Annotated in this window: 13 protein-coding genes; 4 read left to right on the forward strand and 9 right to left on the reverse strand. The window is 43.7% G+C overall.

Going from position 1 to position 14,980, the window contains the following annotated elements; genetic code table 11:
• Positions 1–39: 39 nt before the first annotated feature.
• A complete protein-coding gene (locus tag QGN29_RS08215) occupies positions 40–789 on the forward strand; it encodes a substrate-binding periplasmic protein (protein ID WP_310797370.1) in 750 nt (249 codons plus the stop codon).
• On the opposite strand, the gene QGN29_RS08220 is transcribed toward QGN29_RS08215, so the two are convergent.
• The 6 genes from QGN29_RS08220 to pseI all read right to left on the reverse strand — a co-directional run bounded on the left by QGN29_RS08220 (position 790) and on the right by pseI (position 8,624).
• Complete coding sequence (locus tag QGN29_RS08220) at positions 790–2,037, reverse strand: Y-family DNA polymerase (RefSeq protein WP_310797371.1); 1,248 nt, start codon at positions 2,035–2,037, stop codon at positions 790–792.
• A gap of 120 nt (positions 2,038–2,157) precedes the next feature.
• Complete coding sequence (locus QGN29_RS08225; protein ID WP_310797372.1) at positions 2,158–4,083, reverse strand: methyl-accepting chemotaxis protein; 1,926 nt, start codon at positions 4,081–4,083, stop codon at positions 2,158–2,160.
• Positions 4,084–4,260: 177 nt separating this feature from the next.
• Positions 4,261–5,043 (reverse strand): cytidylyltransferase domain-containing protein, encoded by a 783-nt coding sequence (locus QGN29_RS08230; protein ID WP_310797373.1) that lies wholly within the window; start codon positions 5,041–5,043, stop codon positions 4,261–4,263.
• A complete protein-coding gene (locus tag QGN29_RS08235; protein ID WP_310797374.1) occupies positions 5,036–5,698 on the reverse strand; it encodes an HAD family hydrolase in 663 nt (220 codons plus the stop codon). The genes QGN29_RS08230 and QGN29_RS08235 overlap by 8 nt, the downstream gene beginning before the upstream one ends.
• On the reverse strand, positions 5,695–6,582 hold the full coding sequence (locus QGN29_RS08240; RefSeq protein WP_310797375.1) for a hypothetical protein: 888 nt from the start codon (positions 6,580–6,582) through the stop codon (positions 5,695–5,697). The genes QGN29_RS08235 and QGN29_RS08240 overlap by 4 nt, the downstream gene beginning before the upstream one ends.
• A 26-nt stretch (positions 6,583–6,608) precedes the next feature.
• A complete protein-coding gene (gene pseI, locus QGN29_RS08245) occupies positions 6,609–8,624 on the reverse strand; it encodes a pseudaminic acid synthase (RefSeq protein ID WP_310797376.1) in 2,016 nt (671 codons plus the stop codon).
• 147 nt (positions 8,625–8,771) lie between these two features.
• Here pseI and QGN29_RS08250 point away from each other — a divergent pair, with 147 nt between their 5' ends.
• From QGN29_RS08250 to pseC, 3 genes are all read left to right on the forward strand, one after another.
• Positions 8,772–9,929 carry a glycosyltransferase family 2 protein gene (locus QGN29_RS08250; protein WP_310797377.1) on the forward strand — a complete coding sequence of 386 codons (1,158 nt, stop codon included), beginning with the start codon at positions 8,772–8,774 and terminating at the stop codon, positions 9,927–9,929.
• Positions 9,930–10,038: 109 nt separating this feature from the next.
• Positions 10,039–11,043 carry a UDP-N-acetylglucosamine 4,6-dehydratase (inverting) gene (pseB, locus tag QGN29_RS08255; RefSeq protein ID WP_375164697.1) on the forward strand — a complete coding sequence of 335 codons (1,005 nt, stop codon included), beginning with the start codon at positions 10,039–10,041 and terminating at the stop codon, positions 11,041–11,043.
• Complete coding sequence (gene pseC / locus QGN29_RS08260; protein WP_310797379.1) at positions 11,044–12,237, forward strand: UDP-4-amino-4,6-dideoxy-N-acetyl-beta-L-altrosamine transaminase; 1,194 nt, start codon at positions 11,044–11,046, stop codon at positions 12,235–12,237. It begins immediately after the preceding gene.
• Here the strand turns inward: pseC and QGN29_RS08265 are convergent.
• The 3 genes from QGN29_RS08265 to QGN29_RS08275 form a co-directional block, all read right to left on the reverse strand.
• Positions 12,234–12,446, reverse strand: coding sequence for a hypothetical protein (locus tag QGN29_RS08265; RefSeq protein ID WP_310797380.1), 213 nt, complete (start codon positions 12,444–12,446; stop codon positions 12,234–12,236). The two genes, pseC and QGN29_RS08265, sit on opposite strands and share 4 nt — an antisense overlap.
• Before the next feature lie 127 nt (positions 12,447–12,573).
• Positions 12,574–13,704: a beta-ketoacyl-ACP synthase III gene (locus QGN29_RS08270; RefSeq protein ID WP_310797381.1), complete on the reverse strand. Its 1,131-nt coding sequence runs from the start codon at positions 13,702–13,704 to the stop codon at positions 12,574–12,576.
• A gap of 28 nt (positions 13,705–13,732) precedes the next feature.
• Positions 13,733–14,869: a beta-ketoacyl-ACP synthase III gene (locus QGN29_RS08275; RefSeq protein ID WP_310797382.1), complete on the reverse strand. Its 1,137-nt coding sequence runs from the start codon at positions 14,867–14,869 to the stop codon at positions 13,733–13,735.
• Between the last annotated feature and the right edge of the window lie 111 nt (positions 14,870–14,980).

The following is a 14,980-nucleotide window of genomic DNA, read 5'->3' on the forward strand; positions in this document are numbered from 1 at the left end:
GAGTGTTTGTGATTGGGACGAGTTTTGCATGAGTGTGTCATGACAAGAATCGTATATCTATTCTTCTATCTTTTTGTTTTTGTTTCTGCATCAGTCAGTGCGGACCCTTTGGACGACTCGCGTTCTGTAAAGGTCTATACTTTGCTGGCACCGCCTATGGTGACTGCGGATGCTCGCAAACCTGGCTATGCCTTTGAGATTGTTACAGCAATGTTTCAAGAAGCTGGATTGACACCAGAAATTAGGCGATTGCCCTGGCGACGATCTCAAATGCTCTTGCAGCAAACGAAAGAGGGTTTGATCTTTCCTTTTACACGGACACCCAGTCGAGAAAGTGACTATGGTTGGGCAGTTAAAATCTATTCGAGTTCTACGCATTTCGTAACGTTGAATGATGAGAAAATGACTCCCAAACTGGCATTTCATAAGACGGTTGGTGTTCATAGCGGTACAAGCTGGGATAACTGGTTGGACGAGAATGGGTATAAGAATGTACGTAAATCCCCTAATGGCAATGATATGCTGCTGAATATGCTTCATAAAGGCAGAATAGATGCTTGGTATACGGAAGCAACAATTGCCCAAAATTCCCTCGCGAATTACCCTTTCCTAAAAGCAACATTGAGTGAGCCTGTTGAGACTTTTGATGTGTATTTGGCATCCCATCGATCAATGCCTAGCCCCCACGTTGAACGTCTTCAGCAGGCTCTCACTACCCTCATTAAAGATGGGCGTTATGCTAAAATTCTTGAGAAGTACGGCATGACAGGGAAATTAACGGCGCCCTAGTTACCAAAAATCTTTCTCGTCTGGAATACGTGTGAAGGCGATTTTTCCGCCTGCATATCCACCTGGTGGTTCCAGCCATGGGCCAAGACTGACACTGGTTTTTTGATATTTTTCATTTAAATGGTCAATGGCATGGGTGAGTTTACTCCACTTGTCGTGTTGAGGGTCAGACGGGGTGAAAATATCATGCTGGAGTGACCCTTTAGGATGTAGTTCATGTAAATAAACATATAGATTAGGGACCTTTACAGAGGCAGGGAGACTTTGCTCTGCTTTCTGCCACATGGTGGTGAGGGCTGCTAAGATTGTATGATCATCATCCACATAAGGAAGAATTTCTTCATCACTCCAGCGTGTGGGGCTTGTCTTAAGGCTTAGACCCACTTTTCGCGCTACATATCCTTCGCGTCGCATACGCCTTGCTGCCTTTACGAGCAATAAGCGGGCAGCATGGACGGCTTTGTCCATATGTCGCCAGTCAGGCGGTAAGACACGGCCATGGCCAAACATTCTTCGTTTTGTGGGCTCTCCAACCACATCGTAGCCATGCAGTTGATACCACATTCTCTCGCCTTCCACATTTCCCCATATGGCGCGTAATTGCTTAGGACTGGTATTCCAGAGTCCTCGGACAGTCCAAATCCCAGCTTTGTTGAGGCGGCGGACGTAGCCTTTGGCGATATAAGGGATGTCATCAAGTTCCAAGTTGAGAAGAGGGCCAGGTAGGTCTTGGGGCCGCAGGATCGTCAAGCCGTTTGGTTTATTCATGTCTGATGCTGTTTTAGCCAATAGACGGCTGGGTCCCATACCAATCGTGCAGGTGACAAAACAACCAATTTCTTGTCGTAAATCTTCTTTGATTTTTGCTGCGAGAGCCTCGGGATTTTTTTTGTCGCTTCGATCAAGTTTGCAGGTGACTTCGTCAATGGATCCGACGGAAAAGATCGGTATGGACTTGGTGATAGCTTTTTTGATTCGCAAGTGGTAATCCAAATACCGTCTTGGATCTTGGGGGATCAGTGTGATGTCAGGGCATAATTTATAAGCGTCAGGAATAGAGGTGCCGGTTTTAATCCCAAAGGCTTTCGCTTTGTAATTGGCAGCTATGACACATGTGCTTGTTGTTTCAGCAAAAGGAAGGACAGCAACCGGGCGCCCATGGAGGGCCGGGTTGTGTTGCTCTTCTACGCTGCCGAAAAAGCCATCGAAGTCGATATAGGCATAGGTAATGTCTGTTTCTTTTTGCATTGTCTCTCATCATCTCTTGGAGGGAGAGTGAGTATAAAATAAAAAGAACAAAACAAGAACATTGTAAAGAGTCAGCGTAGGGTTGTATTCTCTGTTATGGAGGTGAGGAGCAGCGACCTCTTAGAACAAATCAACGTCTTCATCATCAGCAATGGCATTATCAGCCTCCATAGAAGGAGGAGTATCTGAATTCTCTAATGAATTCCCACGCATGCTTGAAACAACAGCTTTTACCTGTTGGTCCAGTTGAGCGGAAAGTTGTTGAAGATCTGTAGCAGATTCTTCGACTGAGCTCATCGTTAAAGAATTTGCTTGGGCTGCAAGGCCAACAGAATCAATGCTTTCTGAAACAACAGTTGTCATATTAGCCGCAACGGCAGCAGATTGACCAATTTCGGCTGTAGCAGTAGATTGTTCTTGAATAGCCACCGAGATGGTACGAGAGATTTCATCCATGCTCGCAATTTGATCAGTGATTTGACGCACACTATTAGCACTCACTGAAATGGCATTTTGCATCTGATTGATTTGGTCTTCAATTTCATGAGTGGCACTTGCAGTTTGGTTTGCAAGGTTTTTAACTTCGCTGGCGACAACGGCAAATCCTTTGCCAGCCTCACCGGCACGGGCCGCCTCAATCGTCGCATTCAAAGCCAACAGATTGGTTTGTTCAGCAATATCGTTAATGAGTTTGATCACGTCGCTCACGTTGGCTGCAACACCGTCAAGTCTATTGACATTGTTCACGGCCTTGTCAGCGACATTGTTGGCTGAAATGGCAACTTCAGAGGCAGATTGAACTTGAATGGAAATTTCTTGGATAGAAGAAGCCATCTCTTCAGAGGCTGAAGCCACAGTCTGAACACTTTCTGTCGCCTGTAAGGAGTTTTCATTACTTTCTTTGGATTTTACAGCCGTATCCTCAGCAGATTCACGGACCATTTTGGCGGAACCTTTAAGCAATGTTGCTTTTTCATTTAAATTATTCACAATGACAGACAGCTGGTTTTCAAATTGATCGGCAAGACGTATGCGTTCTTGACGAATTTCTTCCTGGGCTTGGCGCTCACTCTCTTCTTTAAGTCGGACTTCCTCTTCCTGTCGATGCAGATCCATTTCAAGGCGCTCTTGTTCCAGCTGTCTTTCGCGGTCTGCTTGTTTTGCGGCCTCTTTACGCAGGTCTTTCGCTTGTTGGAGGTTTTCTTTTAGGGAAACGAGTGCCTCTGATAATTTTCCAAGCGTGGTTTGTGTACTATATGTTTTAATGTCCACTTCCAGATCTTCATCCGCAAGTGACTCTGCGGCGGCTGCCATCGTATTGACTTGGTTCATGAGGGATGAAGAGATTACAAAGGACAAAAGCAAGCCGATAAGAATGCTAATAGGGGATATGACCCAAATGAGAAGGAGGGTTGCTTCTTCATGCTCTGCGGTTTGGAGGATAGCGTTTTTTGTAAAACCCTCAATTTCGAAGAGAGCGTTTGCTAAGACATTGTCGAGATTGTCAGCGAGATCTTCAGCTTCTGCAATGATTTTTTCCTCAGGGAGATATCCTGTTTCGATAATATGTAGCTTAATTTCGCGGATATTTTGATCAAAAACCTTATGTTCTTTAGAGACGTCTTTAAAGATAGATAAAAGCTTTTTAAATTCTGTTTTTTCAACGTCTGAAGAAGCTTCATCGATGAAAGTTTCAAGCATTTTAATAGCTTTTGAAATTTCAGAATCCACTTTTTTACCATATTCTTCAAATTTCCGCATGTAGAGGGTAACATTTTCTGTCGTCCCTTCATGACGCTCTTGAGGAACAGCAAACCTTAGCGAGCGCTCAAACAAAATGGATTGCTCAAGTTGGTGGGTTGTTAATTCTGTGATAATCTCAGTCAGAGGCATGTCTCTATCGGAAATGCCTTCTAGCTCTGTCTTAATGCCCTGAAGGTTAAAGATTGTTATCATGGTCTGTATAATTAACAAGGTGATAACAACGGCGATAATTCCTAGAAGTTTGGCCCGAATGGTAAGTTTCGTTAACAAATTTTCTATCATGTAATTTTAACCTCAGCACAGATGGATCGACTTCCTTCTCAAGTAGTAGTTGAGATGATAAAATTGATCAGTTTCCCTTTAGATATAAATTATTATACAGTTCGTTTGTATGAAAGTGCTTTTATTGGAAATCTAAGGGTTTGTGCAATATGCTTATTGCCTTCGAAATTTCGTGTCTCATTTCCGAGCATTTTCAATAATTTTTTCTGTCTTTTCGGACCACAATTTGCCTTGTAATTGATTAATATTTCGTAAACTTGGATGATTATCTACAAATTCAACCACCTGATCCCACGGTGCTGTTTCAATTGATGGCCCCATCAACTCAAATAGAGTCGTTAGAAATTGATAGTCTTCAGGATAATCTACGACCCATCTGTTGGCGCTATGATAAGATTTATCCGCATGGTAAAAAGATGTCTTAAGGCCTTGTTTACGCTTCATCCAAAGGGTTACATGCTCTCGGTCATGACTATTCTCTGTTGAGTGGTGGCATTTTTTTAGAAGGTCAAATTTAAATAATTCACAATCTAATCCATGAGGAAAGTCTACCACGGCTCCGTAGTCAGATTTTTCGGCGATATATTTTGACACTAAGTCACCGCAAACCGCAGAGGACAGCAAAGGACAATCAGAAGTGATCCTCATAACATGATCTGCTAGGACTGAGCTTTGCTCTGCTTCATAAAGCGCCGCCTGATAGTAGCGATCAAGAACATCATTCTCACTGCCTTGATAGGCCAGAGCCCCTTCTTGTTTTGCAAGTGTCATGAGAGGTTTACTTGCGGGCTCGTCAGGCATGGCGACCACCACAGTTTCAACGCCGGGGATTGCTCTCGCTCGTTGGATTACATGGGCAAGTACTGGCCTGCTGCCGAGAGGTTTTAAAACTTTGTCAGGTAATCGAGACGATCCCCGACGCGCTTGGATGATACAAATAGTTTTTGAGGGTTCACTCATCAGTTTCCTCCAGATAAGCGCCGATATCGGTAAAGTTTAAAAAGAATTTTTCACATGTTTCAGCTCTTAATTTTGTCTCGCTGTGGATTTGCCAAAATGGAATGCCTAAGGCTTTAGCGGGGCCAGCATCGTTGATTGGATTGTCGCCTATGATTATGGCCTGGCTTGGCTTTAACCCAATCTCTTTAAGGGGGTAATCATAACTTTCTGGTGCGGGCTTTGGATGTTTGTAGCTCCAGGGATAATAAATATGATCAAAGATAAACTCAAGCTCGAGAGCTTTCACTTTATTCATTTGCATGACAGGTAACCCGTCCGTAACAAGAATAAGTGTAAAACTGACTTTAAGATGTTCCAGAAGTTCGTAAACACCGTCAAAAAGTGCAATGTCTGGTTCATGATTTCGGTACAGTTGGATTAACTGTTGAACAAGATGATTTGTAATTGAAACCTCGGCATAATTTAGGACACGATTAAAAGTCTGACCTCGGCCGTTTTTTGCAAGATCCTGAACCATAAAATCATACAATATTTCCTCAGACAACGTCGTCTGTTTTGCGAGGAATTGCGCGACAGCTTTAAACCCACTCAACACATAGGTTTTTTCTGCATAAAGGGTGTCGTCGAGATCTATAAGTAAGCCTTTTTTTCTCAAGATAAAAGTGCCCTTGCGGTTCTGTAAATGGCTGAATTGATTAGCTTTATCGAATAGTGCCTTGGATTGTTGATAGCGTCAATTGCCATTTCAGTTAGAATAGATGGATCAAAGAGATCACAGACACTGATCTCTTGAGCTCTTAGTGCAAGCGTGTTCATCTTCTGATCCTCAGCAACACGGGTCACAACCAGCTGGCAATTGGCAGCGAGGGCTTCTAAAACAGTGGCTCCAGCTCCTCCAAGATAGACTTTGCTGCGTTTTAGTAAGGCACTCATTTCTTGATTAATCTCTGTTTGAAGTGAGCGGGTTAAGGTCGGCCTTAGAGCTTTGGGCGAAGCAATCCGAATGCTATAGTCTTGGCTATAAGGCTCAAGAGCGATGGCAATTTGTTGAATATATTCCTCAACAGCTGATCCGCCAAAACTTATTAGGATATCAATATCTTTTTTTTCACTCCCTACGGCGAAAAACTCCTTTTCTACCAAATGGTATTTGGGACCGCCAAGAAGCCTTGGGTTCCCTAAATAGGAATAGTCCAATTGTTGGGCATAGATATTTGGATTGATGATGATATCTGGCATGAGACGACAATTTGCAATGTCATCGATCACCACGAGTTTCATCTGCTGAGGCAGTTTATCATAAAGAGACAATTGATACTCAGGACCTGCATCTACGATCGTCATTTCTGAAGAGGGCGACACCGTCTGCATCATAGGTATTTTATAGGCCAAAATCATCCGGCATGCCGTTTGACTGAACGGGGCGACGATCTGAACGGCTGCGCCTTCTTTTTGAAGAGCAGCGGCAAGAGCGATTGAGCGCCTCACGCGGCCAAGGCCACTTTTTTCAGAGGCCTCAATGATAAATTGAATGTTCATAATGAAGGAATGCCGCTTTCAGTTTCTTAGAGAGACTTATGTTTATACGTTATATTTTTGCCTTTTCTATGACTTTCTAATCCGTAAAATGTTTTAAAGTCTGTATCTGGTTTAAATTGTCCAAGCATCATGTCAATCAGATGCTTTGGACTGTCTAGCCCCCCAGTGACTGAAAGATAAGAGCACCCCCCAAATCGTGCATTCACTTCGATCAACAGAGGTCCTTTGTGAGGGTGATCAAAGATTTGCACCAAAGAGTGCCCCTTCAGACTTAAACTGTCAGCGCATTTCTTTGCCAAAGTTGCGATGTTTTGCTTATTAACAATGAGGGATTTTCTACTTTCACCTTTTTTGATTTTTAAGCGCTCTCTTACGATGACATGTAAGGCCTTGCCGTTCATGTCGGAAAGAATATCACAGCTATATTCTGGTGCCTCGATATAGGGCTGAATGATGCTATTCTCTAGGTCTGGAAATGCCTGTAACTCGGATAAATCATGAATGAGTTCTGCATGCTGACCAGCGGCGCCCGTTCTGTGTCTGACAAAGACTGGGAATTTCCTCACTTGATCAGGGGCTATTTTTTGGGCCACTGGCATATCATGATTGAGACAATGTTTGTAAAAAGCGAGTTTATCAATACAGGTTTCAACATGCTCTTTTGATGGCATTGGCAGGAATATCCCAGCTTCGTTGAGGTCCTCTTTGATCGAAGCAAAGAAGGCGAGCTCTCCATCCCGGGTGGGAATGATCATGCCAATATGATTTTCTTTGCAGGCTTGGAACAACGCTTGTTTATAATCAGGATCATTATCAGCGGGAAGCTGGATGAATTCATCCCCGTACTTCTGACCTTTGCACTCAGGGTTCATATCAGCAGTATATACCTTCAACCCTTTTCGCAGGGCAGATTTTTTAAAGAGGGTGATTAAGATCCATTTGTTAGAGGCACTTGTAATGAGTATATTTTTTTTCTGAGCCCAGCCCTCAATCATATGGTGCTCGAGCGGTGTCGCCCGTTTCAAATCTTTGGTGGCAGCCTTCCCAATGATTTGGGGAAGATATTTTGTGTGCATACCGCCTGAGGGACGCAGGCTTTTGACCGATGTGTGGGAGAAGAGGTCGCCTTTATTTATATCTTCAGTGATATAGAGGCTGCGTTTAAACCTTAGGGTGTCCACTTCGCTTTCAAAAGGCATAACTCTTGCCGCTCCGAGCGCTTTCCAGCTGCGATTGCATGCCTTGATTAATTTCTTGATTTTACTGGCTTGAAGGGAGAAAGCACTATCAATACTTTCCGTATCTTCATCCAGTCTGACATGTTTTTCAATGATGACAGAGCCTAATGCCACAGCAGCTGTCGGAATCGTTAAGCCTTCAGTATGATCAGAGAAACCCACAAGAATGTTAAACTTGTCAGCCAAGTGTTGAATGGATGCAAGATTGGCTTGTTTGGCGCGTGTTGGGTAATTGCTGATACAATGGAGTAAACAGACGTTTCGAACATTTAAATCAGCTAAAAAGGTTAAGCTCTCTTCTATTTCTTGTATAGAGGAAGCCCCAGTTGATAATATGATCGGTTTACCTGTTTTGGCAACAGTACGAAGAAGGTCAAAGTCTGACATTTCACAACTGGCGATCTTATAAGCCGGGCAGTCTAGGCTTTCTAGAAGGTCAACAGCAGATCTATCAAAGGGGGAGCTGATCGGAATCATCCCCAACTTGCGGGCGTGATTAAAAAGAGCTGGATGCCAATCGAAAGGGGTTTGTGCTTCTTTGTATAAATCATACAATTTGCGGTCTTTCCATAGCTCAGTCTGAACAACGAACTCTGGTCGATCACAGTCTAAAGTGATTGTACTGGCTTCATAGGTCTGGAACTTTACCATTTCTACACCCTGAGCAGCACATTGATCCAGCAGAGCTAAGGCTTGGGAAAGGGATCCGCCATGATTGCCTGAGAGTTCTGCTATAATCAGGGGCGGTGTATTTTGGGCTATGGTACGGCCAGCAATGGTTAGTGTTTTATTAAAAGATAGCATCTTTGTCCCCTTATTCCTCATTGACTATAAAAGTCATAAAAGCCATTGTCTATATATGTTGACGTCACTCTTCTTTTTGACAGAAGGATTTTAAGAAAAAATGTCACGAGAAAAATTTAAATAAAATCAACAGATTGCCGAATTTTCATGAATACTTATCCCATCACAACCGTTATTATTGCCCGCAATGCGGCCTCGACCATTGAGCGCTGCATAAAGTCAATTCGTGCAGCAGGGGAGGGGTGGCCAATTCTATTGGTGGATGATTTTTCGGAAGACTCTACAGTTGATCTCGCCGTTTCTGTCGCAGGTAAGAATATATCAGTGGTTAAGCCACAGGACCATATTGGAACAGGCAATGCGCGCCAGACTGGGCTTGAGGCAGTTAATACACCCTATGTGGTTTGGCTAGACGCTGATGATACTATGCGACAAGAGAGACTGGAACAGTTAAGAGCTGCTTTTATAGAAACAGAGGCTGATTGTATTATTCACGAAGTTCTTTTAATAGACGGGGTCACTGAGTCAGTTATTAAATCCCTGGATATTCCCGATTTTTTATTTGAACCCCATGGCATCGCTTGGCAGTGGGAGAGAAATTGGTTGCCTTATCTGGCTCCGGCAGTGCGTGTAGAGGTCGCCCGTCGGGCCGGATTTAATCGAACGCTGACGGCCTGTGAAGATTATGATCATTTTCTTCGGTTACTGAAGGAAGGGGTTAGACTTCTGCTTATTAAAGAGAAATTAGTCGATCACTATGCTTATCCTCAGTCTCTCTCTAGACAGTTACATCACCATAAAAGTCAGTTAAAAAAGATTTATACTCAGCCTCAAGTGCCGCGGATAGGGGCATTATGTGAGCCAGCCCAGCATTGGATTATGGCTTCTCGCGCTAGCTATAGTGAAAACTGGGAAGAGGTAAAGGATTATGTTAGTAATATCAGTCCAGATGAGGAGGAATTCGCTCCCCCCTACGGCCGATCTATAGGAAAATTAGGCATGTTTCTTCGGGGTGTCGTGTTTCTTCAAGAAGAGGCCTATAGCCAGGCTGAAAATGTTTATACGTCCCTGGTTGAGAAAACTATGGACCAAGCTGATTGTTGGTTGAATTTATCCTTTGCCTTGGCAGGCCAAAACCGCTGGGATGCCGCAGAAGCTGCTGTTCATAAAGCCTGCACTCTCTTTCCCAGTTATGCTGACGCTCAGAAATCACTGAGGGGGTGTGCGAGGAAGTCACTTTCAGATATGGTCTTTACATCGCATCCTCTTCGGACCTTTGAGACCCGCTCTGATTATTCCCCTTAAGAAAAGTTGGCTTTCTGATGAACATCTTGTAAGCTATTGTTAAATTTACTGAAACAAAGGCTGATTCAATCAGATAGAGGGTAGTCATTTGCGGAAATTCCTGACGAATATGAATACACCAAATCTAAAAGGAAAATCGATCCTCATTACAGGGGGGACAGGATCTTTTGGAAAAAGAATGATGCGCCGACTCATTCGCGATTTCAAACCAAGGCGTGTGGCCATCTATTCGCGGGGTGAGCACCCTCATATGGAAATAATGAGTGACCTCAGTCCAGAAGAAAAGAAGGTCTTTCGATCTTTTATTGGGGATGTGAGGGATGCAGAACGCTTGAGGATGGCGATGCGTGAAGTCGACTTGGTTATTCATGCCGCAGCTCTTAAACATGTCCCTATTGCCGAGTATAACCCCTTTGAATGTATTGGGACTAACATCATTGGTGCTGAGAATGTGGCGCGTGCAGCGATTGATAGTGGTGTTAAACAAGTGATAGCCTTATCAACTGATAAGGCCTGTGATCCTATCAATTTATATGGTGCTACTAAATTGGCTTCAGATAAAATCTTTGTAGCAGCGAATAGTTATGCGGGACAAAGCGGCACGAGAATGTGTGTTGTCAGATACGGCAATGTGGTTGGGTCGCAGGGGAGTGTGGTGCCCTTCTTTCAAAAGTTGGTCAATGAGGGTGCAACAGAAATTCCCATAACAGACAATCGGATGACACGGTTTTGGATTACCCTAGATCAAGCTGTAGATTTCGTCTTGTCTAGTATTGATTTAATGCGCGGCGGTGAGATTTTTGTCCCTAAAATCCCTAGTATGAATATTATTGATTTGGCAGAAGCTGTAGCTCCTGGTCTGCCACACAAGCATGTAGGGAAGCGACCTGGTGAAAAATTGCATGAGGTTATGATTTCAGAGCATGTCAGTCATAATGTGATCGATATGAATGATCGCTATGCCATCGAGCCAGAATGGTCTTTCTGGGAAAGAGAACCGTTCGATAAATCCAAATTTGAGCAAGTAGAAGATGAATTCCGCTATTCTAGTGACAACAACAAAGAATGGCTCTCGGTTGAGGATTTAAGAACCTTGGTAAAAGAAGGGTTATAGATGGTCAGCGAAACATCTGACATGAGCTTTCTTCCTTATGGCCGTCAAACTATTGAGGAGGATGATGTCAACGCTGTGATCAGTGTGTTGAAGAGTGACTTTCTCACAACGGGACCAGCCATTCCTGCCTTTGAAAAAAAATTAGAACAAACCGTTGGCGCAAGTCATGCCGTTCTATGTAATAGCGGTACAGCAGCCCTCCATCTTGCCTTTAAAGCAATTGGCCTCACTCAAGGTGATAAAGTGATCGTGCCGGCTCAAACATTTGTCGCCACAGCCAGCGCAGCAATGCATGAAGGGGCTGAGGTTATTTTATGTGATGTGGATCCATCTTCAGGGTTGATGACGGCAGAGTATGTAAAAGATGCCTTAAGAAAGACAGCAGGCCCAGTAAAAGCAATCTGTCCAGTTCTACTGAATGGCAGCTCCCAAGGGATTGATGAAGTTGTTGATCTTGCTAAATCTCAGGATATCACTGTCATTATTGACGCCTGTCATGCTCTTGGCGGCTATTATGACGAGGCCAGGATCAGAAGGATTGGAGGAAATCAAGCACATGTACTGACAGCTTTTTCATTTCATCCTGTAAAAACAATTGCGATGGGCGAAGGCGGAGCTGTGACAACGCATTCTGAAGACTTTGCTGAGTCCATGAGGTCCCTGCGTCATCACGGAATTCAAAGGGCAGATTTTAAAGGCAGTCTTACGCAGGATTACGGTGCGCCCTGGTATCATGAGTTTCACAGCACAGCATATAATTACCGTGCCAGTGATATGCAGGCAGCACTGGGGCTCTCCCAGCTGGCTAAACTGGATCGTTTTGTTGAAGGAAGGCGTCTATTGGTCGCCGAATATTGCACACACTTTGATGGAGACCCTATCATTACCCCAGTGGCGTCAATAGATGATAAGCATAGCGCTTGGCATTTGATGGCAGTTCATTTAAATTTTGATAAGATGAAGGTCGATAAAATTGAGGTTGTGAAAGCATTGAAAGAGAAAAATATCGGGACTCAAGTCCACTATATTCCGTTGCAGAGGCAGCCGCTTTTTGAAAGAAAAGACCAGCAGGCCTTAACGGGTGCCGATCGCTATTATCAGACGATCTTAAGTTTACCACTTTACCCTTCAATGACGAAAGAGGATGTCGCTTATGTGAGTGCGTCTCTTAAAGGAATTACTCAAAAAAGTTAAGCGGAAATATCAAGAACAATGCCTTTACCCTCGCTTTGAAGGTTCGGTTTGGCCTGCTGCCCAAATGAGCCTGATTCAGACCCTGAAGAGGGAGCGCTTTTTGGTGCTTCAATTTTCAAGCTCTGACCGCTTTGTGACATTGATGTCAATTTGGATTGTAAATCAAGAAGAACGCCACTTGAATTGGCATTTGCTGCAGAATCAATCATAATTTTACCCGTAACATTCTGGAGCAAAATGCTCCATACCCAAAATTGTTTACCCAAGATGAAGTTACATTGGGTAAGTTAACAATTCTATAATTTGATAAAATTTTAACGAATTTTTTTTTGAATTTTAAACACGTTCCACAATCATACAGCCAATGGAATAGCTTGCGCCGAACGAGCATATTAATCCTAGCTCACCCTCTTTAAAGTCTTGATGATATTTATCAAAGGCGATCATACACCCAGCACCAGCGGTATTTGCATATTCATCCAAGATAATGGGAGCTGTGTCTTGATCTTGATCAGTGCCTGTGAGTTTCTTCACCGCAAACGTATTCATGTTGACATTCGCTTGGTGAAGCCACATCCGGCGCATGTCAGCAACGCTATAATTATTGGAATCGAGGTGCTTTTGAACCATACCGATCACTAAGGGGAGTAATTCTTTAAAGACAGTGCGACCATTTTGCATGAAGCGTTGATCTTCATCCATGATCTTATGAGGCTCCATCAAAACTCGAGAGCCAAACATGGCAGCAATATTATAAGACAACTCAGTGAAGAGTTCCCTTGTCTTAATGCGAAATTGGACAGGTGCTTTGCTCTCTGCTTCGCGTTCTAAAACCATCGCAACACAGGCATCTCCGAAAATGAAATGACTATCACGGTCTGTGTAATTCATTGCTGGGGTAATATATTCGCAGGTTATAACAAGAGCTTTGTTGGCCATGCCTGATAACATGCTATCCATTGCTGTCGACATGCCAAATGTTGCACTTGAACAGCCCATTGCCATATCGAATGCATAGCCTTTGGTGCCCAGGTCTCTTTGGATTTCAACGGCGATGGACGGTACAAATCTTTCCCAGATTGAAGAGGAAAAGATGAGAAGGTCGATCTCATCGGGCGTGACCCCTGCTTTGTCCATTGCTTTTTTTGCAGCAGCGACAGCCATTTGTGAAGAAACCGAGGGATCTGATAGATCGGAACCCGCTAGATCCGATAATTCTGTCGCCATGACATCGGGATTAGTCGCGCCGCTCTTATTCATCATATAGCGTTGCTTCACCCCAGATGCTTTTTCTATAAATGCCGTGCTAGAATGTTGCTTAGCAGTCATTTCACCGCGGTCAATAGCATCAGCATTGGCAGCATTAAATTTATTGCAATAGTCATTATAGCTATCAACGAGTTCATCGTTGGTAATTGTATTCGGCGGTGTATAGACACCTGTGCCACTGATTACAATCTTTGTCATGTCGACCCCCGTCCCCTCAAATTGACCTTTATTTAATTTTCTCTACCATTAAGCTTCCAATGGAATAACCCGCGCCGAAGGAACAAATGAGGCCTTTATCCCCGACAGAGAGATCATCTCTGTGTAGGTGAAAGGCGATGATAGATCCTGCGCCAGCAGTATTCCCAAATGTATCAAGAACAAGCGGTGCCTCTTTATCATCTGGGTCCCTGCCAAGAAGTTTTTTCGCTGCATATAAATTCATATTTTTATTTGCTTGATGAAGCCACATGCGGGATAAATCAGAAATCTCTGAATTGGTTTCTTCAAGTTGCTCTTCGACATAGGCGGTTACAAGAGGCAACAGTTCTTTAAAGACTTTTCGGCCTTCTTGCATGAAGAACATATCAGCTCTTTGCATCACGTCTTCTGCATGGAGGCGTGATAAAGGTCCAAAGTGCGTACGAATGTTTGAAGAATATTGTGTGAAGGCTTTTGTGTGGAGCACTTTCCACTGGTCGTCTGACTGAGCAAGATCTGCCCGTTCAATGACGACGGCAACAGCTGCATCTCCGAAAATAAAATGACTGTCTCTATTCGTGTAATCAACCATGGAAGAAAAAATCTCTGGGTTAACCATGAGAACGCGCTCTGCACGGCCTGATTGGATGGCTTCGATGGCTGTAATAATACCAAAAGTTGCAGTGGAACAGGCCATGCTCATGTCCATAGCCGCCCCTTTTGCACCGAGATGATGTTGAACCTCGATCCCGATGGCTGGGAAAGCCCGTTGGAGTACGGCGGCAGAACAGATAACGTAATCGATATCACTGCCTTCAAGACCAGCATTCGCAAGGGCAATTTTTGCGGCTTCAATTGCCATTTCAGCTTGAATGCAAGGCTTTTCATCGTCTCCATGAATCGCGTCATCCAGGTTTTGGATCATAATATTTGGGTTGGTTACCCCTTTGCTATCCAGAACATGGCGGCTTTTAATGCCAGATGCTTTTTCAATGAATTCTGTACTAGAGTGGCTCTTTGCGGGCATAAGACCGGCGTCAATCGCCGTCTTGTTTTTCTCATTATAAATGTCTACATAAGCGTTGAACGCTTCAACCAATTCACCATTCGTGACTTGTTCATTTGGTGCATAGACACCTGTTCCTGAAATAACTACATCTACCATAAGCCCTAAACCTCAATATTTCGACATATTTGGGGCGCCTCATTAAGACGGTCCTCTGTCATAATTTTGCAATCTTATATATGCTTTTTCTCCCTGATACAAACAATCGAT

This window comes from Temperatibacter marinus (assembly GCF_031598375.1).
Lineage (GTDB): Bacteria > Pseudomonadota > Alphaproteobacteria > Sphingomonadales > Kordiimonadaceae > Temperatibacter > Temperatibacter marinus.